Genomic DNA, 23,043 nt, shown 5'->3' with positions numbered 1-23,043 from the left:
AGCCATTTTTCTTGCGCAATCTGAAAATTTTTTGCATTAATCGGATGACTTTGGCGGAGGTGACGGAGCGCATGAGTATCCAGGGCAAGCGCGGCCGCCCCAGCCGCCGCATTCGACTTGAGGAGATCGCGGCGCGTTGCGGCGTGTCGGTCAGCACCGCCTCTCGTGCGCTGAGCGGCGTCGGCGGCGTGAGGAACGAGCTTCGCACCAGGATCATCGAAACGGCGAAGTCGATGAACTATGCCATTCCCGCCTCGGTTGCCGGCCGCAAGGTCATCCTGGCCGCAAGCAGCGTGGCAATGGTGGACAGTGCCCGCAATCAGTTCACCTACCATGTCCTTGATGGGCTCAACGAGCGCGCCCGGTTGCTGGGCGTCGAACTGGTGACCCGGCCGGTTTCGGCGCCCGAGGACGAAATCGCGCTGCTGCGTGAATCCGAGCGCGACGACAGCGTCGCCGGCTGCCTGTTTCTGACGCTGGACGATGACGATGTGCTGACGCTGACAGCCGGATTCGCCAAGCCGATCGTGCTCGTCAACGGCGACGATCCCTCCATGCGCCATTCGAGCGTGACGCCCTGCAATCGCTCTGCCGCCATGCCTGCCGCGCAGCATCTGATCGGCCTCGGCCACCGCCGCATCCTGTTCCTGATGCGGCGTGGCCGGCGCACGATCGAGCGGCGCTACGAAGGTTGGCGCGACGCGCTGATCACGGCCGGCATTGCCGGCTTCGACGACTTCGTGGTCGAGGTGCAGGACTGGCTGCCGGAACTTGCAAGCAGGGCCGTGACCGAGCGCATCGCGGCCCGCGGCCTCGATTTCACCGCCGTGCTGACGGCTGGCGACAGCTTGGCGTTTGGTGCCATCGCCGGCGTCCAGGAGGCCGGATATTCGGTGCCTGGCGATGTGTCCGTGGTCGGTATGGACGACTTGCCGCTCGCTGCCTTCTGCAACCCGCCGCTGACGGCGATGCACATTCCTATGCGCGAGATCGGATCGGCTGCGCTTAGCCTGCTGCTCGACGACATGGCCCATTCGGGGTCGCCGCCGCGTCGCGTCGAACTTGCCTGCAATCTCGTGGTGCGCCAGTCGACGGCACCAGCCCGAAGCGGCGCCGGCGGTCATCAGCTGGCCTCTTGAGCGCGCGACTTGCCGCCAGCAAAGAGCAGCGGCAAACCCTCTTGCGTCTGCAGTTCAAGGACACGTCCAAGCAGGATCATATGGTCGCCAGCCGGGAAGCGGTCGGCGACGCTGCATTCGAACCGCGCCAGTGCGCGCGGCAGCAATGGCACGCCGTGCTCGCTCCACGACAGGTCAAGATCGGCAAAGTCCGTCCCGGACTTCGAAAAACGCCAGCACAGATCGATTTGATCTTCCGCCAGCACGTGAATGGCGTAGTGCGCGGAATTGGCGAAGGCTTCGAACCGGCGCGAGTGGCGGCCGATCGACCAGAGCACCAGCGGCGGGTCGAGCGACACGGATGAGAAGCTGCTGGCGGTGATCGCGACCGGGCCGTCGGTCGTGCCGGTGGTGACGACTGTGACGCCGGTGGCGAAACGCCCGAAGGCATTGCGCAAAAGGCGTGGGTCACACACAACATGCTCCATCAGCGGCGCTCCCCCGTTCCCAGTGGTGTCGCCGGGATCCGTTCCGGCACCCGGCCATAGGCGTGCGGGAGCGAGCATGTCTTGAGCTGGGGCAGCACCTTGGTGCCGAAATGACGCGCCTCATCGAGATGGGGGTAGCCGGAAAAGATGAAGGCGCGGATCCCCATCTTCATATACGCCTCGATTTCCGACAGAACCTGATCGGTCGAGCCCACCAGCGCCGCGCCGCAGCCCGAGCGCGCGCGCCCGACGTCGGTCCACAGATGCGGCTCGACATAGCCTTCGGCATCGGCGATCTGGCGGTTCCTGGCCTGGTGCGATACGCCGAGCGATCGGGCGTCGAGCGAGCGCTCGCGGATCGCCCTGCCCTGCTCGTCATCCAGCTTCGAAACCAGCTCCCGGGCATATTCCTTTGCCTCGGCCTCGGTATCGCGCACGATCATGTGGACGCGCAGGCCGTAGTCGAGCGTCCGCCCATGACGCTCGGCGCGCTCGTGGACGGCTCTCATGCGGCCGGCGAGCTCCTCCCTGGTTTCCGGCCACATCAGGTAGACGTCGCACTGTTCGGCGCAAAGCTCGAGCGCGTCGGGCGAATAACCGCCGAAATAGAGCAGCGGACCGCCATTTTGCTGATAGGGCTTCGCCGGTGCCGTCGAGAGCCCCTTGAAACGATAGACCTCGCCCTCGAAATCGATGCTGTCGCTGGTCCAGGCCTGGCGCAGGATCTGCACCACCTCGCGCGAACGCTGATAGCGGTAGGCGCTGTCGGCTGTCTCGCCCGGAAAGTCCGACGAAATAATGTTCACCGTCAGCCGGCCTTCCAGCATGTGGTCCAGCGTCGCAATCGTGCGCGCCAGCATGATCGGCTGCATCTCGCCGCAGCGCACAGCGGCAAGCAGATTGATCTTCGACGTGATCGGCGCGCAGCCGGCAACGAAGCTCAGCGTGTCCTGGCCGACCTGATAGGACGATGGACACAAGATGTTGCGGAAACCGAGTTCCTCGGACGCCTTCACGATCTCGGAGCAATGCGCCCAGCTCGAGCGCAGCGCGCCGTCCGGAACGCCGAGATATCGATGGTCGTCCGAGCAGAGTGCGGCGAACCACGAGACTTCGGCTGCGTCGAGATCCGGCGAGGTGATTGGGACGATGCTCATTGCCACTCTTCAGAAAAAGACGTCCGGGCAACTCTTCAATGACGTCCGGAGCTGCGAATGGGGCTTGCCTAGCATTCGTTTTAGTGTAGATCAATACTGTATCAATTTTGGAGCCAAACCCGAAGCCGGGATGCGATTGGAACACCGGATGCATTTGACAAGGGCTGACCCCGGCCACCGATCAAGCCAGATGCGTGGCCCCTTGCCTGTGCACTTGCAGACCAGCGAAATGCTGATCCGCGAAATCGCGGCCGGACGACTGGCCGACGGGGCGCGGCTGCCGCCCGAGCGCGAGATGGCCGCGAGCCTCGGGATTGCCGTCGGCACGCTCAGGCGGGCGCTGGCAGATTTGACCGAAAAGGGCCTTCTCGACCGCATCCAGGGCTCGGGTAACTATGTGCGGGCGCGCGGCGACTTGCTCGGGATCTATGCCTTCTTTCGCCTGGAGCGCATCGGCGGTGGCGGCCTGCCGAGTGCCGACGTGCTATCAGTCGAGCGGCTGCCCAAGCCCGCCGACCTGCCGCAATTCGGCAGAGCCGGCGAAGCCCACCGCATACGCCGGCTGCGACGGCTCGACGGCGAGCCGGCCGCGGTCGAGGAGATCTGGCTCGACGCCAGCCGCGCCGAGCGGCTCAAGCGCGAGGATTTGTCGGAATCCCTCTATCTCCACTACCGGCTCGCGCTCGGCTTTTCGATCGTTCGCGCCGAAGACCATGTCGCCGTCGCGCCTGCGCCGGACTGGGCCCCGCTCGAGTTCAGGCCACCGCCGGGGACGGTCGTGGGGTTCATAGAACGTATCGCCTGGGCTGGCGACGGCGCCAGCGCGGAATATTCCCGCAGCTGGTTCGATCCGGGCGCGGCGCGGTATGTCACGCGTTTCAGATAGGCCGGAGGAAGACGCAGCGTGACCAGATCATCGATCGGCTACGGCATCATCGGCTGCGGCATGATGGGCCGCGAGCATATCCGCAACATCGCTCTGTTGCCCGACGCGCATGTGGCCGCGATCTTCGAGCCGGACCCCGGCATGTTGGCGGCGTCGCTGGCGACGGCGTCGGGCGCGCGATCGGCGGCATCCATCGCCGAGCTGCTGGCCATGGATGAGGTGGACTGCGTCTTGATTGCCAGCCCCAACCACCAGCACCTCAGTCAGATGGAGCAGATCGCCGCACTTCGACCACTGCCGGTGCTGGTGGAAAAGCCGCTCTTCACCGAAGCCGCCGACGAGGGGCGGATCGCGGTGTTGAAAGCGCGGCTTCCGCTCGTCTGGGTGGCCATGGAATACCGCTATATGCCGCCCGTCGCCGCATTCGTCGAGCAGGCGCGCCACGCCACCGGCGGCATCCGTATGCTGACGGTCCGCGAGCACCGCTTCCCGTTTCTGGCCAAGGTCGGCGATTGGAACCGCTTCAACCGCAACACCGGCGGCACGTTCGTCGAGAAGTGCTGCCACTTCTTCGACCTGATGCGGCTGATCCTTGAATCGGATCCCGTCCGCGTGATGGCCAGCGCTGGACAGGCCGTAAACCATCTCGACGAACGCTACCGCGGTGAGAGGCCGGATATCCTTGACCATGGCTATGTGCTGGTTGATTTCGCGAGCGGCGCGCGCGCCATGCTGGAACTATGCATGTTTGCCGAGGGCAGCCGCTACCAGGAGGAACTCTGCGCTGTCGGCGGCGACGGAAAGATTGAATGTCTGGTGCCCGGACCAGGCCGTTTCTGGCCGACCCACCTTGGCCCTGCGCCGGTGCCCCAGTTGATCGTCAGCCCGCGCAATCCGCCTGGACCACGACTGCTGGAGATTCCCGTCGACCCCCGGCTGCTCGAGGCAGGCGACCATAACGGGTCGACCTATTTCGAGCACGCCCGCTTCACCGCTGCGGCGCGCGGACATGGCAAGGTGGAGGTGACGTTGCAAGACGGCTGGTGGGCCGTCGTCGTGGGTCTCGCCGCCCAGAGATCGGCCCGCGAAGGCCGCGCCATCGAACTCGCCGGTGAATTCGCCTTGCCGACCTAAGGCCGACCACGCATTCACCGGACCATCGGGTCAGATGCGCCGACCAGTTTCGGCGTCGAACAGATGCGCACATGCGCGGTCGATTTCGATCCGCACTCCTTCGCCTTGCTTGAGCGCAAGCCTTTCTCGGAAGAGGCAGGAAATTTCTTCACCGGAGCAGTCGACCCTGGCGAAGATTTCCGAGCCGGTCGCCTCGAGAAGCGTGACCGTGCCCGGCATGCCCTGCCCGGTTGCCCGGATATGTTCCGGTCGAATGCCGTAGACGAGTTCGCGTCCCGCGGCATCTGCCGGCTGGGCGCCTTCCGGCAACGGCAGGACCAACCCGCCGGCGCTGCGGAACACGCCCTCCTCGATGCGGCCGGCAATGAAGTTCATGGCGGGCGAGCCGATAAAGCCGGCAACGAAGAGATTGGCCGGATGGTCGTAGAGATCCAGCGGCGCGCCGATCTGCTCGACCAGGCCGTCATGCAGCACGACGATCTTGTCGGCCATCGTCATGGCCTCGATCTGGTCGTGCGTGACATAGATCGTCGTCGTACCCAGCCGCTGGTGCAGGGCCTTGATTTCGCCGCGCATCTGGACGCGCAACTTGGCATCGAGGTTGGAGAGCGGCTCGTCGAACAGAAAAACCTGCGGGTCGCGTACGATCGCGCGGCCCATGGCGACGCGCTGGCGCTGGCCGCCGGAAAGCTGGCGCGGATAGCGGTCAAGCAGCTTTTCCAGGCCGAGAATGCCGGCTGCCTTCCTGACACGGCCAGCGGTGTCGGCCGGGTCGGCTCTCTTGATCTTCAAGGCAAAGCCCATATTGTCGGCCACAGTCATATGCGGATAGAGCGCATAGTTCTGGAACACCATGGCGATGTTCCGGTCCCGCGCCCGCAGATTATTGACCATACGCTCGCCGATGGCGATCTTCCCGCCGGAGATCGTTTCAAGTCCCGCAATCATACGCAGCAGCGTCGATTTTCCGCATCCCGACGGGCCGACCAGGATGACGAATTCGCCATCGGCGATATCGACGCTGACGTCGTGAATGATCTTGGTGGCCCCGAAGGCCTTCTGCACGTTGTTGATCGTTACCGATGCCATTGGATCTTTCCCGGAAAAAGAGTGATGTCAGGGCGCGCCCTCAGCCGCCCTTGACGGCGCCGGCGGTCAGCCCCGCGACGATCTGCCTTTGCGCGAACATAGTCAGGATCAGCACCGGCAACGTCACCACCAGCGCCGCCGCGGCGAGCGGCCCCCAGCTGACCTGCTCGTAGGACAGCATGTTGTAGACGGCGACCGGCAGGGTGCGCGTCTCACGGCTGGCGAGCACCACGCCGAAGACGAAATTGTTCCACGAGAAGATGACGGACAGGATGAAGGCGACGACGATGCCCGGCTTGGCGATGGGCAGGGCAACCAGCCGGAAAACCTGCCAGGAGCTGGCGCCGTCGATGTTGGCCGCCTCTTCCAGTTCCATCGGCGTGGTCTCGAAATAGCCGATCATCACCCACACCACTATCGGTACCGTCACCACCAGGTGGATGATGATCTGCGGCCAGAGCGTGCCGAGAATCCCGATCCATTGGAACAGCAGAAACAGCGGGATGAGATAGGATAGCCCAGGCGTCATGCGGGCGATCATGATGACGACCGCCGACCGTTCAGCCTTGAGCCGTGCGATGCCATAGCCGGCCGGTACGCCGATCAGCAGCGCCAGCAAGGTCGCCGTGCCAGTCACCAGAACCGAATTCCACAGATAGAGCAGGAAATTGTTCTCCTCGAACACCTTTACATAGTTCGACCAGGCGAAGCGTTCCGGGATCAGGATCGGCGGATAGGCACCGTTGTCGATCTCGAATTTCAGCGACAGCGAGATCATCCAAAGGAAGAACAGGATCGCCGGCGAGACGAAAACCAGGGCAGCGAAAAACAGACCGATCTGGTTGAGCAGCCGTGAACTCATCTATTTGCCCTCCGTATCGATCCACTGCGAGCGTTGGCGCAGCATCAGCAGGACAAAAGACAGGGCCACGATGACAATGAAGAACACCACGGCCATGGCCGAGCCGTAGCCGATATCGTAGTAGGAGAAGGCGGTGTTGTAGAGATAGATGTTGATGGTCTCCGACGCCGTGCCCGGCCCGCCCTGGGTCATCGCGTAGATGATGTCGAAACTCTTCAACGCATCGATGGTGCGGATGATGACCGCGATCATCAGGAACGGCGCGATCATCGGCAGAGTGAGATAGCGGAATTGCTGCCAGGCATTGGCGCCGTCGATCTCGGCGCTTTCGAAGGGCTCGCGCGGCACCGAGGCCAGCCCGCCAAGCACGATCAGCATGACCAGCGGCGTCCACTGCCAAGTCTCGACCGCAACAAGCGACGGGATGACCGTGTTGGCGTTGAATATCCATTCCTGAGCCGGGATGCCGACCAGCGACAGCAGGTAGTTGAGCACGCCGAGCTGAGGATGGAACATCATTGTCCAAACCAGTGCCACGGCAACGGGTGTCGCCATCATCGGCATGACGAAGACGCCGCGCAGCAGGCCGCGCAGCGGAAACCTGGCGTCGAAGATCAGGGCGGCCAGAGTGCCCAGGAGCATCGGCGCTGCAACCGAGAGGAATGTGTAGGTCAACGTATGAACAAGGGATTCCCAGAAACGTGGGTCGCTAGCCAGGCGGAGATAGTTTTCCATCCCGGCAAAGCTCCGCGACTGGCCGAGCGTCCAGCGATTGACGCTCATCCACAGGGTGAAAGCCCAGGGGAAAACGATGACGGCGCCGACGACGACGAGTGCGGGGACAACGAAGGGCCAGTAGTTGGGAGCCAGCCGGATCGTCTGGCTCCCGTCGATAACCGGCATCGTCACCCCGGCCTGTTCTGGGGTGGTGGCCGACATCAGCCCTGCTCGCTCCTGTCGAGAACCGGCTGGAACTGCTCGGTGGCCTTCTTCAGCTCCGCGGCGGGATCGGCGCCGGCAATCATGTTGGTCAACGCCACCCCAAAGATGTCGCGGAATTCCGTGACGGGGATGATGACCGGCAGCGCCAGCCGGCTGATATTGCCCGAGCCGACCACGGCATCGAGCCAGCTTGCTGGCATGGTGACACCTTCGCGCACCTTGGGATCCTCCAGCACGGATTTGCGGAACGGAACACCGGCGCCGGCCTGCAACAGCCGCGCGCCCATGGTTGGCGATACCGCCCACTGGCAGAACAGATAGGCGGCCTCCTTCTTCTCGCTGGCGGAGGTAACGCCAATCCCGTCGCCGAAGGTGCCCGAAGCATGCGCCTTGGGACCCTTGGGCATCACGCCATAACCGACCTTGCCGACCACCCTCGATTTTTCCGGATTTTCCATCGGCGGGGCAAAACCCACGCCGTCGAGCCACATGCCGATCTTGCCTTGCAGGAAGGCAGACTGTGCTTCGGCCCAATTGAACCCGGTAACGCCCGGAGGGGCGGACTTGGTCATCAATCTTTGATAGAGCGCGGCAGCCTCGATCGCCTCGGGAGCCTCGGTGCGCAGCTTGCCCTTGTCATCGAGCGGCGTCATGTCGTAGCCGAGCATCAGCGACGTCCACACCGGCGTGTTTGCGTTCTTGAGCCCTCGGGCGACGAAGCCGTATGTATTGGTCGACGGGTTCGTCAGCGCTTCGGCGGCGGCCACCAGTTGCTCGAAGGTCTCGGGGTATTTGAGGCCCTTGGCCTCGAACAGCTCCTTGTTCCAATAGAGGATCCAGTAGTCCACCGAGAAGGGTAGTGAGCGCAGCACGCCCTGGCCGTCCTTGGCAAACAGCATGCCGGCTTCGGCGAAGTCGCTTTCGACCAGCGCCGGATCGGTAAGCGACGGATCGGCGAGATAGCCGGCGATGTCGGCGAGCCAGCCACCCTTCTCGAACTGGCGCTTCTGCACGTGGTAGCTCAGATGCACGACGTCAAAGCTCGGCTTGCCCGAGCTCAACTCGATCACCGTCTTCTGGCGCTGCTGCTGCTCGGGTGTGGCCTCGGCATTGACCTTGATTCCGGTCAGTTCCTCGAACTCGGCGAGATATTTCAGGATGGTGTCGCTGCGCGGGCTTTTCACCAGATTGACGTCAAGCGTCGTCCCGGCAAAGCGTTTCCAGTCGACACCTGCGGCAAAGCCGGGGCGAAGCCCCACAAGGCCGGCAGCGGTGAGCGCCGCCGTTCCGGCAAGGAGTTGCCTCCTGGTTGGGTTGAACAGATTGGACGACATTTCTTCCTCCCGGTTGCTGTCGTTGTGGATGCGCCGCGAACCGCGGCGCCGCTATATTTCCTCAGATCTGGAGCGCCAGCCGGCGCGCATTGTCGATATGCAGACTGATCGCTTCAACCGCTTTTTGCGGATTGCGGCTCTCCATGGCTTCGATGACCGCCAAATGTTCGCGCATCACCGGCACCACACGACCGTCGATGCGGAAACGCTCCTGGTGGATCAGCCGGATTTTCACCGAGTTGACCAGATAGGCCTTGGCGATAATCTCGTTGCCGAGCGCATTGATGAAAGTGTCGTGCATGGCCCAGTCGATGTTCTGGGCCTTGGCTTCCATTTCCGGCGTCGGCGCCTGCCCGAGAGCTTGCGCCAGCATCTCTTCATGTTCGCGCCGCATGCGGGCAAGTTCGGCGTCAGAAGCGCTGGTCGTGAATAGCGCCACTGCCTCGCGTTCCATGAACAACCGAAACTGAAACGCCTCGCGGATCAGATTGATATCGATATGCGCGATCTGCATGCCGCGCTGCGGGATGGTGGTCAGCAGTCCCTCAGCCTCGAGACGCGGGACGATCTCGCGAATGGCACCCAGCGGCAGCCCGGTGAAAGCGACCAGTTCGCGCTGTGACACGAACTGCCCCGGCCGCAGATCACGGGCTAGCAAATGCCGCGTGAAGCTGGCATAGGCTTTCTCCCGGAGAGTGATCGGTTCGCTGCCGTCTTCCACTTCAGCTCGCTTCCTTGTCGGTCAGCCCGGCCTTGTCGGTCAGGCGGCCTCTGTCGCAAACAGCCTGTCGTAGGCAGCGGCAAGCTGCCGCTGTCCTTGCGGATCGATCGCCTCCAGGGGCGGGCGGACCGCCAGCCAGCGCTCGTCGCCGGTCGTGCGCGCGACCATGACCTTCACCGCCGGCGTGACCGGGTATTTGAGCAATTCGAGCACGAAGTCCTCGACGCGTGAGTCGTCGCGGCCCTCTTCGACCATTGCGCGGATTTCGCCGGTAACAAAATTAGCCATGCCGGAAATTGCACCCTGTCCGCCGCGGCGCACGCTTCTCGCCAGATGCCGTTCGTCGCCGATGAGGATCACCAGATCGCCGTGGGCTTCAAGCAGCGCCTCACTGTAGCTCCAGTCCCCGCCGGAATCCTTCACCCCGGCCACCACAGCGGGAAAGGCGGCGCGCAACCGACCGATCAGCCCAAGCGGGAGCGGCACCATGGTGACTGAGGGGATGTTGTAGAGGAGCACGTCGCGCGCCAGCGGACCGAGCGCGGCGAAGACGGCGGAAAACCATCCGAACAGCCCGTCCTCGCCGACATTCTTGAAGTAGCTCGGCGGAGCGAGCAGAATGTTGCGAACGCCGCGCTGCAACGCGTGCCGAGCCTGATCGGCGGCATCTTCAGCTGCATCGACCAGCACTGCGGCAACGAGCTGATGTGCCGGAATACCGGCCGCCAGCATGGCCTCGGTGACGATCCGCCGCTCGTCGGTGCCGACCGAGGCTCCTTCGCCGGTGGTGCCGAACAGCGTCGCGCTACTGCAGCCGGCGCCAAGGCAGGTTCGGGCATGCGCGATCATCGGCGCGAGCGCTATCTTCCCCGACGGGTCGAAGGGTGTGGTTAGGGCAACCGAAAGACCAAAGCGGGAAGCCAATGCGATCTCCGTTGAAATCAATGCGCATGTAGCGTTAGCACACTAACATGTCAGATGTAAACTGGCGAACTTGCCAACTGGCATTGCCTAATGGCGCTGCCGCGGCAGCGCCATCGCCGATCATTTTCCGCGCCCGAGCATCACATATGCTGCTGTCCCCGAGCCTCTGCGGATTGGCTGGACGAGGCAGCCTAAGCTCGATCAAGTGGCGACGAGGTGGCCGTCGCCAACATCTTCCAGCTTGAGTTTCCGGGGCTCGTCACCGATGCGCCGCACAGCGCTTGGAATTTCGCTGTCCAAACGGGCGAACCGGGCGCGGCGGCGGCCTGGATCGGGAACCGGAACGGCTTCGATCAGCCGCTTTGTGTAAGGATGGCGCGGGTTGGAGAAGATCTGGTCGCGGGTGCCCATCTCGACGATCTGCCCCAGATACATTACCGCCACGCGATCGGAGATGTTCTCCACCACTGCCATGTCGTGCGAGATGAAGAGATATGCGACGCCGAATTCGCGCTTCAGTTCCTTCAGCAATCTTAACACGCGCGCCTGCACCGACACGTCGAGAGCAGAGACGCTCTCGTCGGCAATGATCAGCTTTGGTCGCAGCGCCAGCGCGCGTGCAATGCAGATTCGCTGGCGCTGCCCGCCGGAGAATTCGTGGGGATAGCGCTCCATCTGGTCAGCGGAGAGGCCGACACGTTCGAACAGGGCGGCGATCTGGGCATGCCGTTGCTCTCTGTCGCCGAGGCCGTGGATCAGCAGAGGCTCGGCGACGAGATCGCCGACCCGCATGCGCGGGTCGAGGGACGCGAAGGGATCCTGAAAGATCATCTGCACATTGCGGCGGACAGCCTTGCGCTCCTTGCGGCTGAGCGCCGACAGGTCGTGGCCGCCGATTGAAATGCTGCCGGTGAAGGGCACCAGCCCGGCGATCGCCTTGGCCGTCGTCGACTTGCCGCAGCCCGATTCGCCGACCAGCGACAGGGTTTCGTGCGGCGCGATCGAGAAACTGACGCCTTCGACCGCGTGCACCCTGCGGTCAACGCGGCCGAAGAAGCCGCCGTGCAGGTCGAAGCGGACGTGAAGATCGCTGACAGATACAAGCTCGGCCGGCATGTTGGTGGCATCTTGTCGGTCTTCGGCCGTCCGTCCGCCGCCGATGCGCGGCACAGCGGCCAGAAGCTCGCGTGTATAGTCGGCCTGCGGTCGATTGAAGATGTCGTCCGCCCTGCCCTGCTCGACCATCCGGCCATCGCGCATGATGATGACGCGGTCCGCCATCTCGGCGACGACGCCCATGTCGTGCGTGATCAGGATAACACTGGTGCCGTGCTCGCGCTGCAGGTCGCGCAGCAACTCCAGCACCTCGCCCTGAACGGTGACGTCGAGGGCGGTCGTCGGTTCATCGGCGATCAGCACGTCCGGGTTCAGGGCCAGAGCCATGGCAATCATCACGCGCTGGCGCATGCCGCCTGAGAGTTCGTGCGGATAGTGCTCGAGCCGCCGTTCGGCATCCGGAATTCGGACTGCCTTCAGCGCCTCGAGCGCCCTCAGCCGCGAGTTGGAGCGCGACAGCGAGGTGTGTGCCTCGATCGCCTCCGTGAGCTGCCGGCCGACGGACAGAACCGGATTGAGCGATGTCATCGGTTCCTGAAAGATCATGGCAATACGGTCGCCGCGGATGCGGCGCATACCGCTCTCGCTGAGAGCCGCGAGATCCTGATCGCCGAGCCGGATGGAGCCTGATCTGATGCGTGCCGCCGGCTGCGGCAGCAAGCCCATGATGGCCAGCGCCGTCATCGACTTGCCGGAACCGGACTCGCCGGCGATGCAAAGCGTTTCGCCGCGCATCAGGCCGAATGTCAGGTCGGAAACGACGTCGCGCTCGCCCTCCTCGCCGCGCACGGCGACGCTCAGACCTGAGACGCTGAGTACCGGCCTGACAGAGCCACTCTCCGCGGCGGCCTGCGTGGATCGTTTGATGTCCTCCACCTTCATTCAAAGACGCAGCGGGGGAAGTAGAAAGAAACCACCCAGTTGGGCATGTCGACGATCTCGCTGATGCGCAGGTCGCCGCAAACCGACACGAGCATATAGGCGTCTACCGGATCCATCCCGTAGCGGCCGGAGAGCAGGTCGATCATCTGGGAGACGGCGCTCCTGGCGCCGTCCATCAGATCCGGCCCGATACCGGTTGTCGCCTCGTAGCCTTTGGCGTCGAGATGCCGCGACACCGGACCGGGCGTCGTGAAACGCGGCGTCCGCAGCCGGGCATCCTTGACCAGATCGAGCGTCAGCACGGCGTTCATGGGGCTCTCGATCGCCGTGCCGCAGACCTCGCCGTCGCCTTGCGCGGCGTGCGTGTCGCCGACCGAGAACAACGCTCCCGCGACCTCTACGGGCAGGTAGAGCACCGTGCCGGCAGCAAGATCGCGTATGTCCAGATTGCCGCCCACGCGCCGGGGCGGGACCACCGAATGCAGACCCGGCTCAGCCGGGGCATTGCCGATGGTGCCGGCGAAGGGCTTGAGCGGCACCCGGCCGCTCTTGCCGAACAGCGCCGGTTCGAGCGAGGCGGCGTCGTACTTCCAAATATTCAGTGCCGGTTGAGTGAAGTCATCCGCCAACAGACCGAATCCCGGGATATTCGCCGTCCAACCGAAGCCGGACGGCTTGAACGCCTCGATGGTGATTTTCAGGGCATCGCCCGGCTCTGCCCCGTCGACATAGATTGGCCCAGTAACCGGGTTCACCTTGGCGAAGTCGAGCAGAGCAACGTCGTCGACGGTGCTCTCCATCGTCAGCTGCCCGCCGGACGAGTCCAGGCACTGGAACTCGATCGTCGACCCTGGCGCGACCCGTTCGGCCGGGACAAAGGAATTGTCCCAGCCGAAATGATGGTGGCGCCCGTGGATGGTGTAGTCGCAGTTATTGCACATCGGTCACATACACATTGTCGTAGTTGATCGGGATGTGGACCGGGTCGACATAGAGGTTGTCGGCGCCACCCATGCGGGCCGATTTCATGGTGAAACGCTGCTCGTTGAACACCGGTGCCCAGGGCGCGTCTTCCATGATCTTGCCGTAGATCTCGCTCCACATCTTGGCGCGTTCGCCAGCCTTGGCCGGGTCGACGACGGAGTCGGCTTCGGCTGCCTTGGCGTCGAGCTCCTTGTTGCAATACCACGACCAATTCCAGCCGCCTGGGACGGCACCAGCGCAGCCGAGGATCGGGCCGTAGAAGTTCGACGGATCGGGGAAGTCGGCGATCCAGGCCATGCCGCCGGACCAGATCATCGGCGCACCGGCCTTGTCGCCGCCGGCGGCAATGACGTTGGCCTGCGCGAGCGACTGGATGCTGGCCTTGATGCCGACCGCCGCCAGATCCTGCTGAATGGCCTGCGCGATGCGCGGGTTGGGATCGGTGTTCATGGCAAACAGCTGCGTGTCAAATCCGCCGGGATGCCCGGCCTCGGCAAGCAAGGCCTTGGCCTTGGCCACGTCATAGGGATAGCCCTTGAATTCCTTGTCGTAGCCGGGCATCGACGGCGGCAACGGCTGATTGGCCGGCACCGCACGGTTGTTGATCAGCTGGACGATGCGGTCCTTGTTAATCGCCATGTTGACGGCCTGCCGCACCTTCACATTGTCGAAGGGCGCCATGGTGGTATTCATGGTGATATAGCCGGTGTGCAACTGGCCGCCCTCGACGACACGGGCCTTCTGCTCGGGATCGGCCATCACCTCCTGGAATTTCGCCGGCGGAATGCCGTCGCCGGGAACGTCGATCTCGCCTTTCTGGAGCCGCAGCAGCGCCACTATCGGCTCCTGGCCGATCTCAAAGGTGATCTTGTCGAGATGCGGCAGGCCCTTGTGCCAGTAATCCGGGTTGCGCTCGAAGACCACGCGCTGGCCGAGCGTCCACTCGGCGAGCTTGAAGGCGCCGGTGCCGACCGGGTGCTTCCCGAAGTCCGCGCCGTATTTTTGGACTTCTTCCTTCGGCACGACATGCGAGAAGTTGATCGCCATAACATGCAGGAAGGTGGCGTCGGGCCGGGTCAGCTCGAACTTGATCGTGTAGGGATCGACGACGGTTATGCCCGCCAGGCTTTCCGCCTTGCCGGCAGCGACGTCGTCATAGCCTTTGATCGAGCCGAAGAAGCCGGCACCCGGGCTCTGTGTCTTTGGATTCGTGACCCGGTCGAGCGAATATTTCACGTCGTCGGCGGTCATCTCGCGGCCATTGTGGAACTTCACTCCATGGCGCAGCTTGAAGGTGAAGGTCTTGCCGTCGGGCGCAATCTCGTAGCTCTCGGCAAGGTCGGGCCGCAGGTTGGTGGTGCCCGGCTCGTAGTCCATCAGCCCGTCGAACAGGCTCTTGATCATCGACCAGTTCTGCCAGTCATAGCCGATGGCTGGATCGAGCGTGGCGACGTCGTCCTTGTAGGTGATGGTGATCGCGCCGCCCTGCTTGGCGTTCGGATCGACGGCGTCTTGGGCGCGTACGCTTGTCATGCCAAGCACCAGCGCAAGCGCCGATGCCGCCACGGTCGATATCAGATATTTTCTCATGTCATGTTCCCTTTCTCTGGTTTTCTTGGTTTTCATCTGAGCTTGATGCGTGGATCGATGAACGGTGCGACCGTGTCGGCCAGGAGATTGCCGAGCACGATGGCAAAGGCCGAAACCAGGGTGACCCCCATGATGATCGGAATATCGATGCGCTGAATGGCCTGCCAGGCTAGCTGGCCGATACCTGGCCAGCCGAACACGCTTTCGACAACCACGATGCCGCCCATGAAGATGCCGATGTCGATGCCGATCATGGCGATGACCGGCAGGATGGCGTTGGGCAGCGCGTGGCGGAAGATAATGGCGCTGCGTGCAAGACCCTTGGCACGCGCGGTACGCACGTAATCCTGGCGCAGCACGTCGATCATCGACGAGCGCATCATGCGGGCGTACCAGCCGGCGCCGAGAATTCCCATGGTCAGCGACGGCAGCACCAGATGGCGCCAAGTGCCGTAACCGCCGATCGGGAACCAGCCGAGCCGCACGGCGAACACATAAAGCAGCAGCAGGCCGACGACGAATTGCGGCGCCGAGACGCCGACGAAGGAGGCGACCATCAGCGACTGGTCGGTGGCGGTGCCACGCTTGACGGCGGCGATGAGGCCCATCGTCAGCCCGATCACGACTTCGCAGGCAATGGCGCCGACCATCAGCAGCAGACTTGCCGGCAGCCGCGAGACGATAAGCTCCGTAACCTCCGAGCGCTGAATGTAGGAGCGCCCCAGATCGCCGCTGAGGAGGCTGGTCAGGTAGTGCCAGTACTGAACGGCAAAGGGCTGGTCGAGGCCGAGCTGCCGGCGGATGTTCTCGACCGTCTCGGGCGTGGCGCTGCGGCCGGCGATCTGGCGAACCGGATCGGCCGGCAGGAGGTAGAGCAGCGCAAAGGTACTCAGCGACACCCCGAGCAGGATGAGCAGTGACTGGACGACGCGACGGCCGAGATAGGCGATCATGCCCGGCCCCTTTGCGTCGGGTCGAGGATGTCGCGCAGTGCGTCACCGACCAGGTTGAAGGCCAGCGCCAGTGCCAGGATCGCCGCACCGGGAAAAAAGACCAGCCAGGGCGCGGCCTGGAAATAGGTCTGGTTCTCGAAGATGATGTTGCCCCAGGACGCGGTCGGCGGCTGCACGCCGATGCCGAGATAGCTGAGCGTCGCTTCGAGCAGCACCGTGGTCGAAATGCCGAGCGTGCCCCAGACGATGATCGTCGGCAAAAGGTGCGGCAAGATATGACGAAACAGGATGCGTGGGGCGCTTGCGCCGATGGTGCGCTCGGCATCGATGAACTCGCGCTCGGAGAGCGAACTCGTCTCGGTGTAGATGACGCGGGCGGTCTGCACCCAGTTCACCAGTGAGATCACCATGGCGACGATCCACAGGCTCGGCTGGAGCACCGCCGCCAGGCAGATGGCGAGCAGCAGCGCCGGGAAGGCCATCATCAGATCGGTGAAGCGCATAAGCGCGCTGCCGATCCAGCCGCGGAAATAGCCGGCGGTGATGCCGACCAGCGTGCCGATCAGAAGCGCCACGCCATTGGCGACGATGCCGATGATCAGCGACGTGCGCGCACCGAAGAGGAGACGGGTCAGCAGGTCGCGGCCAAGCAGGTCGGTGCCCAGCCAGAATTGGGCTCCCGGCGGCAGTGGCGCGCCTTCAAGCGTGAGCCCGTCGAACATCTGCTCGTTCGGATCGTAGCCTGTCAGCCACGGCGCAAGAATGGCGCCGGCCAAGACAACGGCGATAATCCCGAGGCCGAGCAGAGCGAGAGGCCGTTTTAGCAGACGTCGCCAGATGCCGGCGCGAGGCTTAGTCGGCATACGCCCGGCGGCTGAAAGCTCAGGCGCGATCGGATTGGTCATCGTCGCCTTCTTCTTGTGTCATCGCCACGATCCTGCGCGCGGCGTCCTCGACGCTGATTTGCCAACTCATCGCCAGCGAGCGGAGTTGCGCATAGGCACGGCCGTCCTCGGCGCCCTTCGACAAGACCTCCACGGCGCGTACGATGGTCTGGCGCTCCGCGACCCGCTGACGAAGCGAGGCGATCTCGCTGGCCAGAAGCTTGCGCGCCTCGAAACTCTGCCTTGCGATCAAAAGCGCGCTATAGACGCCGGCATTGCCGACCGGTTTCAGCAATTGGGCATCGGCCTTGTGCGACAGTGCCCATTCGACACGCCCCGGCGCCTCGGAGCCGATCAGTGCTATCAGCGGCATCGGTGCCTCGCCCGGCTTCCACGGAAATTGCTCGTCAAAGCCGAGGTCGACGTCGAAGAAAACGAAGTCCGCCGCCAAGGCTTCGGCCGGCAGTTCCGGCCAGAAGCCAATCGCCTCAAGGCCGATGGCCGACAATTGCCTTGTGATCGCCTGCACGGTCGGATGTGGACGATGCAGGACAAAAGCCCTGGCGCCTCCAAGGTTCGGGATACGCGCCATCTTGCTCACGACATCACCCGCAGGCGTGGCCGCCCGAACGTCTCCGTCCGGTCATAGCGGGAAAGGTAGGGATCGGGTGCCACGCCCTTCGTCAGCGTGACCGTTTTGAACGATGTTCCATCGATACGTCCGATCTGCACCGGCAAGGTAGCGTGCTGGGTTTGCGGGTCGATGGCGATGTCGCCCAGCGGTGTTCGAAATGATGTTCCGGCAAAGACCTTGGGAAGGTCCGTCCATTGTGCACCGGGGTTGCGGGTGAGGATCTCGGCGAGCGTGCGCACCGAGGCATAAGCCGCCGCCTCGAAGGATGAGGCAGGCATGACGGAAGACACTGAAGCCGCTCCGCGATCCGCCCCCGAGATGTCGTGAAAATAGGGCCCAACGGAAAGATGGCCATCGCCTGCCCCGTTGAGCGCCGGCAATTCGCATTCCGTGAGATTGCAGGACAGGATCGGGCAACGCTCCGGCCTGAAATGCGGGTCGCACCGGCCAAGCTCGGCATAGGCGGCGATAAACGCATAGGAAGAAGGGCCGATGAGATTGTTCAGAATGAAATCAGGTTTCGTCGCCTGTATCTCCGCGATCAGCCGCGCAACATCGACCTCGCCGAGCGGCAGGTAGCGTTCGCCCAGCACCTTGCCGCCGGCGTCCGCAATCAGGTCGCGCGCCACGCGGTTGGTCTCCCAACCCCAGATGTAGTTGGAACCGAGCAGGAAGCCGTCGGCGCCGAAGCGAGGCACGACATAGGCAAGCAGCGGTACGAGATGCTGATTGGGGCAGGCGTGCGTGTAGACGACATGCTCGTTGGCTTCGAAGCCCTCGTACGGGCAGGCGTACCACAGCGTGCCGCCTGCCCTTTCCAGGATTGGAATGACCTCCTTGCGGCTCCACGAGGTGACGCAGCCAATGATGTGACGCGCGCCGCTGTTGGCGAGAATGTCCGCGCAGCCGCTTGCATACCGATCGATGTTGCCCTGCGGGTCGCGCTCGACCGGGATGAATTCGAATGGGATAGCGGGATCGGCGTTGACGTCGGCGATGGCGTTCATCGCACCCGCACGGCAGGATTCGGACACCAGCCGGTAGTTGCCGGACCGCGAATAGAGAATGCCGATCTCGATATGCCGTTTCAAGCAAAGCCTCAAAATGACAATGCCCCGCAGCCACCGCCGCAAGGCGAGGCATACGAGGCATTCTTGCCGCCCGGCGGCCAGAGCCGGTATTTGTCCTCACCGTATTACGCCGGCGCCCCCAGTCAAGAGCCGCCACACGAAACTTTGGCCAGCCGAAACGGTTCGACGTGGAGCACGCAACTCATGCCGCTGGTCGTGTAGAGTCCGCCAGCAACCAAAATTGCTGATGTCCAGGTATGAGGCCGGACAACCTGGTTCGCTACCATTCAAAGCAACGACTTTAATATCGGTTTACCTGAATCTGCTAGCAGCAATGACGCCGGTTTTCGTCGGTCAAGCAAAGGGTCCACCTTGCCGCAGCAATTCAGCACTCCGTTCAGTCACCGGGGCGATCGCAACTGGTCGAGGTTGTACGGCTTCATGGGCGTCGAGTTGGAACTCGCGTCCGATGTTCTCGTGCCTCGCGTCGCCTTGGCCCGGAAGCTCGGTGGATGGGACTTTGGTGGCGGGAGCCGGGTTTGAGCGTCATTCGCGCCTTGCAAGGCGCCGACCTCCCGGCAGTCGCGAACATGTTTCAGCGCGTGCTGTTGAGGGAAAGGACCGAAGCGCCGGCCTCTCTCGTGGAATACATGAAACGGTTTTATCTGGATGCGCCCGGTTGCGGAGACGACCTCCGGTCGCTTGTCCACGTCAACAACGCCGGTCGCGTCTCCGGATTTGTCGGTGTCCACGTGCTGCCGATGACGTTCAACGGCCGACAACTACGCGCCGCCATCTGTAGCTCGCTCATGGTCGAGGACCATGAGCACGATCCGCTGGCCGGCGCCCGCTTGCTGAAAGCTTACCTCGATGGTCCGCAGGACATCTCCTTCAGCGAGACGGCCAACGATATCTCCGTGAAATTGTGGACCCGGCTGCGCGGCGTGGTCCTGCCGCAATACAGCCTTGACTGGGTCCGCGTGATGCGACCGGCGGCCTTCATGCTCAGCCTTTCCGCCAATCGCATGGCGCTTGCCCGAATGCTAAATCCGTTGGCGCGTGCCGTCGACCGATTTTATTGCGGCAGGATGACGTCCAGCGAACGACGCTGGTCGGGTGTGGCGGTGGACGGGGCAGGCCACGGAGCATTTCGTACATCCGAAATCGACGGCCACACATTCGCCAAGCTCATCGAGCCGTTTACCGCTCAATTCACCCTGCGGCCGGACTGGACGGAAGACCAACTCGACCACATCCTGACCGATGCGGCACAAAAGCCGGATCTGGGCGAGCTTGTCTACGTTTGTGTGACGTCGCCAGTCGGCACCAATGTCGGCGCTTTCGCCTATTACGCACGGAAGTATGAAATTGGTCGCGTGCTGCAGATCCTCGCCCTCCCCGGCCAGGCGGGCTCCGTGATAGATTGCCTGATCGATCATGCCGCCGCGCGCGGCGTCAGCGGCCTGCGCGGACGTATTCAACCTGCACTTCTAGAGGCGATGCTTGGACGACGCATCGCTTTCCTGACCGTTGCCTCAACGGTGGTGCATTCACGCGATCCAGAGCTTTTGGACGCCATGAAGAACTCGCACGTCTTCCTGAATGGGCTTGCGGGCGAGCAGTGGAGCCGGCTGATCGGCAGCCGTTTCAGTTAAAGCCGGACGCATTCAAATCGAACCGTGCACACCGCTTTACCTGTTTGTCAGGTACCGATTTCCTCTACGTCATCAACGAGTTGCGGACGCTGGTGCAGATAGCGGGTCGCCTTGCGTTTGGCGATAATATCGGCCCAGACGCGTTCCACTTGTGTGGCGGCCAACCCCGCCGCCTGCCCCACCACCTCAGCCGCCACGCCGTTGTTGAGACCGTAAAGGCAAAGATCCATACGGTCATAAGGAAGCGAGAAGTAGAACTCCTCCTGGGTCTGCGCCAGCGAGTAGGTATCGGTTGTCGGAGGCCGGTTCAGGATTTCCTCCGGAACGCCGAGATGGGCCGCCAGCGCATAGACCTGCGTTTTGTAGAGGTGGGCGATCGGCTTGACGTCCGCGGCGCCGTCACCGTTCTTCACGAAGAAACCCTGATCGTATTCCAGCCGGTTCGGCGTTCCAAGAACGGCGAAGTTCAAGCGATCGGCATGATAGTATTCAATCTGCTTGCGGGTGCGCTGTTTCATATTGGTTGCGGCGACGACGCCGAGATAGACAGGCAGCGGCATTCTCAGTTTCGTCTGCTTGCCTTCCGGATCCTGCACCACCAGGGATGAGATATTGTAATCCCCGCCCTCAAGGACGTTCGCGATCACGATCTTCGAGGCCCAGCCTTCGCCGTATTCCGGGACCAATTCGCGGATGAAGGCGTCGCGACGCTTGTAGCACCCCATTGCGCGCAGGATCGGCCCGATATCCTCCGTCACAGCCTCGACACCAAAAGTTTCGGCGACGAGGCGGCCGAGCCGCAGACTTTCAGGATCGGAATCGCTTTCCGGCATGAACAGGCAAAGCACATTCTTGGGGCCGACGGCTCGTGCCGCCAACGCGACCGAGACGCTCGAATCGATCCCGCCCGAAAGACCGAGCACAAGGCCCCGCTTGCGAAGCCCGCGCAACTGCTGGCGCAAGGCCGTTACGATACGGTCCGTTTCGGTGGCCAGGTCGATCGCCAGAGCCTGCGCCAGAAAGGTCCGCGCATCCTCGGTCGGGCGAACATTCATTGCGCGGCCTCCATTGTTTCTGCCGCAAGCCGACGGCTGACCTTGCCGGTATCGGTCTTCGGCAGCTCGCGGCGGAACTCGATGACCTTGGGGACCATGAAGTCCTCAAGGTGGCGTGCACAGTGACGTATGATATCCTTTTCGCTCAGCGCCGGGTCAGACCGTACGATAACTGCGCCGATCGCATGCCCGAGCACGGGATCCGGCACACCGACAACCACCGCTTCCGCAATGCCCGGATGAGCATGAAGCACGGCTTCCACTTCTTTGGGCGCCACCTTCTCTCCCCGCGACTTTATGATGTCGTCCTTGCGGCCGACGAAATAAAGAAAGCCTTCCTCATCGGCCCTGAACAGATCGCCGGTGTAGAGAACCTTCTCCCAAGGGTTCGGACCCGGGCGCAGGGCTCGTGCCGTCGCAGCTTCGTTTCGCCAATAACCCTGCATGACGTGCGGCCCGCGAATGACCAGCTCACCTGCTACGCCCGGCGGCACCCGTTGCCCCTCGTCGTCGACGACAAAGGCTTCGGTGTTCGGAATGGCTATTCCGACCGAGCCCGGCCGGCGGTCGAGCTCCTCGGGCGGCAGATAGGTGCAGCGCTTGCATTCCGTCAGGCCATACATCGAATAGAGCGTGACACCGGGGAAAAGGAACCGAAGGCGTTCTATGTGAGGCGGCGGCAAGGCAGCCGCCGTGTTGGAAATATAGCGAAGGCTGGGCAGGAAGCCCGGCGCTAGGTCACGCATCTGCAGGATCATCGCTGCCATCGTGGGCACGAGCGGAAGCCCGGTGACGCCTTCCTGGCGGATGCGTTCAAAGACCGCCTGGGGAAAAGCGAAGGACTTCTCGAGCACGAGCGTGGCGCCGAGCCTGACGGCCATCAGCAACTGATAGAGGCCGTAGTCGAAGGCGAGCGGCAGAACATTCAAGATGATGTCGTCTGGCGAGTTGCGCAGATAGGTGGTGATCGAGTCGGCCGCCGCGTCGCAATTGCGGTGTGTCATCATCACGCCCTTGGGCCGGCCGGTCGAGCCCGAGGTGTAGATCAACATCGCAAGATCGACGTCAATGCCGCGATGGTCAATCTCCCTGGCTTGGACCGTCAAGCACTCCGCCAGGGATGTGGCCCCTGCCGGGCATTGGTTATCGGCAGCAACAGTGGAAGCCACGAAGATGCCGGTCTTGCTGGAGGATCCGGACGCCTCGGTGACCACGGGCATCAGTTTTGCTTGCGTGAGGATCGCTGCGGCATTGCAATCGGCGATGATGTAGGCCAGCTTTTCGGCCTTGGTGGATGCGTTGATCGGACTGAAAGTCGCGCCTGCTTTAAGAACCGCGAAAATCGAAACCGCAGCCTCCCAGCAATTGTCCATGAAGATCAGGACCCGGTCGTCGCGCCTGACGCCATTCATGAAAAGGGCGGCGGCCAGGCGGCTCGAGAGATCGTCCAGCTCTTCGTAGCACAGCCTTTTGTGCTCGGTGATCAATGCCGTTTTGGCTGGATAGGCACCGGCCTTCGCCGTCAGAAAATGTTCGATCCGCACGGACGCTCCTCGCCGATGGCG

21 protein-coding genes are annotated in these 23,043 nt (G+C 63.1%); 4 read left to right on the top strand and 17 right to left on the bottom strand.

Annotated elements, in window-relative coordinates:
• Positions 1-71: 71 nt before the first annotated feature.
• Complete coding sequence (locus NKJ40_RS00475) at positions 72-1,139, top strand: LacI family DNA-binding transcriptional regulator (protein WP_352463928.1); 1,068 nt, start codon at positions 72-74, stop codon at positions 1,137-1,139.
• Here the strand turns inward: NKJ40_RS00475 and NKJ40_RS00470 are convergent.
• Both NKJ40_RS00470 and NKJ40_RS00465 read right to left on the bottom strand, forming a co-directional pair.
• The gene (locus NKJ40_RS00470) at positions 1,124-1,606 is read right to left on the bottom strand and encodes a flavin reductase family protein (RefSeq protein ID WP_352463927.1); all 483 of its coding nucleotides are present in this window, start codon (positions 1,604-1,606) and stop codon (positions 1,124-1,126) included. The two genes, NKJ40_RS00475 and NKJ40_RS00470, sit on opposite strands and share 16 nt — an antisense overlap.
• On the bottom strand, positions 1,606-2,763 hold the full coding sequence (locus NKJ40_RS00465; protein WP_352463926.1) for an LLM class flavin-dependent oxidoreductase: 1,158 nt from the start codon (positions 2,761-2,763) through the stop codon (positions 1,606-1,608). The genes NKJ40_RS00470 and NKJ40_RS00465 overlap by 1 nt, the downstream gene beginning before the upstream one ends.
• Positions 2,764-2,992: 229 nt before the next feature.
• Between NKJ40_RS00465 and NKJ40_RS00460 the strand changes: the two genes are divergently transcribed.
• Together NKJ40_RS00460 and NKJ40_RS00455 are read left to right on the top strand one after the other, a co-directional pair.
• The gene (locus NKJ40_RS00460; RefSeq protein WP_352463925.1) at positions 2,993-3,649 is read left to right on the top strand and encodes a GntR family transcriptional regulator; all 657 of its coding nucleotides are present in this window, start codon (positions 2,993-2,995) and stop codon (positions 3,647-3,649) included.
• An 18-nt stretch (positions 3,650-3,667) separates the two neighbouring features.
• A complete protein-coding gene (locus NKJ40_RS00455) occupies positions 3,668-4,783 on the top strand; it encodes a Gfo/Idh/MocA family protein (protein ID WP_352463924.1) in 1,116 nt (371 codons plus the stop codon).
• Positions 4,784-4,813: 30 nt separating this feature from the next.
• On the opposite strand, the gene NKJ40_RS00450 is transcribed toward NKJ40_RS00455, so the two are convergent.
• The 13 genes from NKJ40_RS00450 to NKJ40_RS00390 all read right to left on the bottom strand — a co-directional run bounded on the left by NKJ40_RS00450 (position 4,814) and on the right by NKJ40_RS00390 (position 18,789).
• On the bottom strand, positions 4,814-5,872 hold the full coding sequence (locus NKJ40_RS00450) for an ABC transporter ATP-binding protein (protein WP_352463923.1): 1,059 nt from the start codon (positions 5,870-5,872) through the stop codon (positions 4,814-4,816).
• A 40-nt stretch (positions 5,873-5,912) separates the two neighbouring features.
• Entirely contained in the window at positions 5,913-6,734 is an 822-nt protein-coding gene (locus NKJ40_RS00445; protein ID WP_023674179.1) for a carbohydrate ABC transporter permease, read from the bottom strand.
• Positions 6,735-7,637, bottom strand: a complete 903-nt coding sequence (locus tag NKJ40_RS00440) for a carbohydrate ABC transporter permease (protein WP_245274609.1) — start codon at positions 7,635-7,637, stop codon at positions 6,735-6,737. It abuts the gene before it with no gap.
• A gap of 35 nt (positions 7,638-7,672) precedes the next feature.
• Entirely contained in the window at positions 7,673-9,010 is a 1,338-nt protein-coding gene (locus NKJ40_RS00435) for an extracellular solute-binding protein (RefSeq protein WP_352463922.1), read from the bottom strand.
• A gap of 61 nt (positions 9,011-9,071) precedes the next feature.
• On the bottom strand, positions 9,072-9,731 hold the full coding sequence (locus tag NKJ40_RS00430) for a GntR family transcriptional regulator (RefSeq protein WP_023674176.1): 660 nt from the start codon (positions 9,729-9,731) through the stop codon (positions 9,072-9,074).
• Positions 9,732-9,770: 39 nt separating this feature from the next.
• Complete coding sequence (locus NKJ40_RS00425) at positions 9,771-10,655, bottom strand: dihydrodipicolinate synthase family protein (protein ID WP_352463921.1); 885 nt, start codon at positions 10,653-10,655, stop codon at positions 9,771-9,773.
• A gap of 201 nt (positions 10,656-10,856) precedes the next feature.
• Positions 10,857-12,653, bottom strand: a complete 1,797-nt coding sequence (locus NKJ40_RS00420; RefSeq protein ID WP_352463920.1) for an ABC transporter ATP-binding protein — start codon at positions 12,651-12,653, stop codon at positions 10,857-10,859.
• A complete protein-coding gene (locus NKJ40_RS00415) occupies positions 12,650-13,594 on the bottom strand; it encodes an acetamidase/formamidase family protein (protein WP_352463919.1) in 945 nt (314 codons plus the stop codon). Before NKJ40_RS00415 ends, NKJ40_RS00420 begins: the two co-directional genes overlap by 4 nt.
• Entirely contained in the window at positions 13,584-15,227 is a 1,644-nt protein-coding gene (locus NKJ40_RS00410) for an ABC transporter substrate-binding protein (protein ID WP_352463918.1), read from the bottom strand. The genes NKJ40_RS00415 and NKJ40_RS00410 overlap by 11 nt, the downstream gene beginning before the upstream one ends.
• Before the next feature lie 32 nt (positions 15,228-15,259).
• Positions 15,260-16,180 (bottom strand): ABC transporter permease, encoded by a 921-nt coding sequence (locus NKJ40_RS00405; protein ID WP_352463917.1) that lies wholly within the window; start codon positions 16,178-16,180, stop codon positions 15,260-15,262.
• Entirely contained in the window at positions 16,177-17,043 is an 867-nt protein-coding gene (locus NKJ40_RS00400; protein WP_352464249.1) for an ABC transporter permease, read from the bottom strand. The genes NKJ40_RS00405 and NKJ40_RS00400 overlap by 4 nt, the downstream gene beginning before the upstream one ends.
• Before the next feature lie 19 nt (positions 17,044-17,062).
• A complete protein-coding gene (locus tag NKJ40_RS00395) occupies positions 17,063-17,665 on the bottom strand; it encodes an ANTAR domain-containing response regulator (RefSeq protein WP_023716955.1) in 603 nt (200 codons plus the stop codon).
• The gene (locus NKJ40_RS00390; RefSeq protein WP_352463916.1) at positions 17,662-18,789 is read right to left on the bottom strand and encodes a transporter substrate-binding protein; all 1,128 of its coding nucleotides are present in this window, start codon (positions 18,787-18,789) and stop codon (positions 17,662-17,664) included. Before NKJ40_RS00390 ends, NKJ40_RS00395 begins: the two co-directional genes overlap by 4 nt.
• Before the next feature lie 518 nt (positions 18,790-19,307).
• Here NKJ40_RS00390 and NKJ40_RS00385 point away from each other — a divergent pair.
• Positions 19,308-20,423 carry a hypothetical protein gene (locus NKJ40_RS00385; RefSeq protein ID WP_352463915.1) on the top strand — a complete coding sequence of 372 codons (1,116 nt, stop codon included), beginning with the start codon at positions 19,308-19,310 and terminating at the stop codon, positions 20,421-20,423.
• A gap of 47 nt (positions 20,424-20,470) precedes the next feature.
• On the opposite strand, the gene nadE is transcribed toward NKJ40_RS00385, so the two are convergent.
• Complete coding sequence (gene nadE / locus NKJ40_RS00380) at positions 20,471-21,478, bottom strand: NAD(+) synthase (RefSeq protein ID WP_352463914.1); 1,008 nt, start codon at positions 21,476-21,478, stop codon at positions 20,471-20,473.
• On the bottom strand, positions 21,475-23,022 hold the full coding sequence (locus NKJ40_RS00375) for a class I adenylate-forming enzyme family protein (protein WP_352463913.1): 1,548 nt from the start codon (positions 23,020-23,022) through the stop codon (positions 21,475-21,477). Before NKJ40_RS00375 ends, nadE begins: the two co-directional genes overlap by 4 nt.
• Positions 23,023-23,043 lie beyond the last annotated feature (21 nt).

It is taken from the genome of Mesorhizobium sp. M0119 (genome assembly GCF_040322615.1).
Classification (GTDB): Bacteria; Pseudomonadota; Alphaproteobacteria; order Rhizobiales; family Rhizobiaceae; genus Mesorhizobium.
The sequence above is the reverse complement of the archived record's forward strand: the minus strand, read 5'-3'. Positions and strand labels throughout refer to the sequence as shown.

Bases quoted from the DNA above. Each gene is read 5' to 3' on its own strand.
- NKJ40_RS00445 (WP_023674179.1), bottom strand. From the start codon at position 6,734: ATGAGTTCACGGCTGCTCAACCAGATCGGTCTGTTTTTCGCTGCCCTG.
- NKJ40_RS00460 (WP_352463925.1), top strand. From the start codon at position 2,993: ATGCTGATCCGCGAAATCGCGGCCGGACGACTGGCCGACGGGGCGCGG.
- NKJ40_RS00435 (WP_352463922.1), bottom strand. From the start codon at position 9,010: ATGTCGTCCAATCTGTTCAACCCAACCAGGAGGCAACTCCTTGCCGGA.
- NKJ40_RS00465 (WP_352463926.1), bottom strand. From the start codon at position 2,763: ATGAGCATCGTCCCAATCACCTCGCCGGATCTCGACGCAGCCGAAGTC.
- NKJ40_RS00470 (WP_352463927.1), bottom strand. From the start codon at position 1,606: ATGGAGCATGTTGTGTGTGACCCACGCCTTTTGCGCAATGCCTTCGGG.
- NKJ40_RS00440 (WP_245274609.1), bottom strand. From the start codon at position 7,637: ATGCCGGTTATCGACGGGAGCCAGACGATCCGGCTGGCTCCCAACTAC.
- NKJ40_RS00475 (WP_352463928.1), top strand. From the start codon at position 72: ATGAGTATCCAGGGCAAGCGCGGCCGCCCCAGCCGCCGCATTCGACTT.
- nadE (WP_352463914.1), bottom strand. From the start codon at position 21,478: ATGAATGTTCGCCCGACCGAGGATGCGCGGACCTTTCTGGCGCAGGCT.
- NKJ40_RS00410 (WP_352463918.1), bottom strand. From the start codon at position 15,227: ATGAGAAAATATCTGATATCGACCGTGGCGGCATCGGCGCTTGCGCTG.
- NKJ40_RS00450 (WP_352463923.1), bottom strand. From the start codon at position 5,872: ATGGCATCGGTAACGATCAACAACGTGCAGAAGGCCTTCGGGGCCACC.
- NKJ40_RS00405 (WP_352463917.1), bottom strand. From the start codon at position 16,180: ATGATCGCCTATCTCGGCCGTCGCGTCGTCCAGTCACTGCTCATCCTG.
- NKJ40_RS00400 (WP_352464249.1), bottom strand. From the start codon at position 17,043: ATGCCGACTAAGCCTCGCGCCGGCATCTGGCGACGTCTGCTAAAACGG.
- NKJ40_RS00415 (WP_352463919.1), bottom strand. From the start codon at position 13,594: ATGTGCAATAACTGCGACTACACCATCCACGGGCGCCACCATCATTTC.
- NKJ40_RS00420 (WP_352463920.1), bottom strand. From the start codon at position 12,653: ATGAAGGTGGAGGACATCAAACGATCCACGCAGGCCGCCGCGGAGAGT.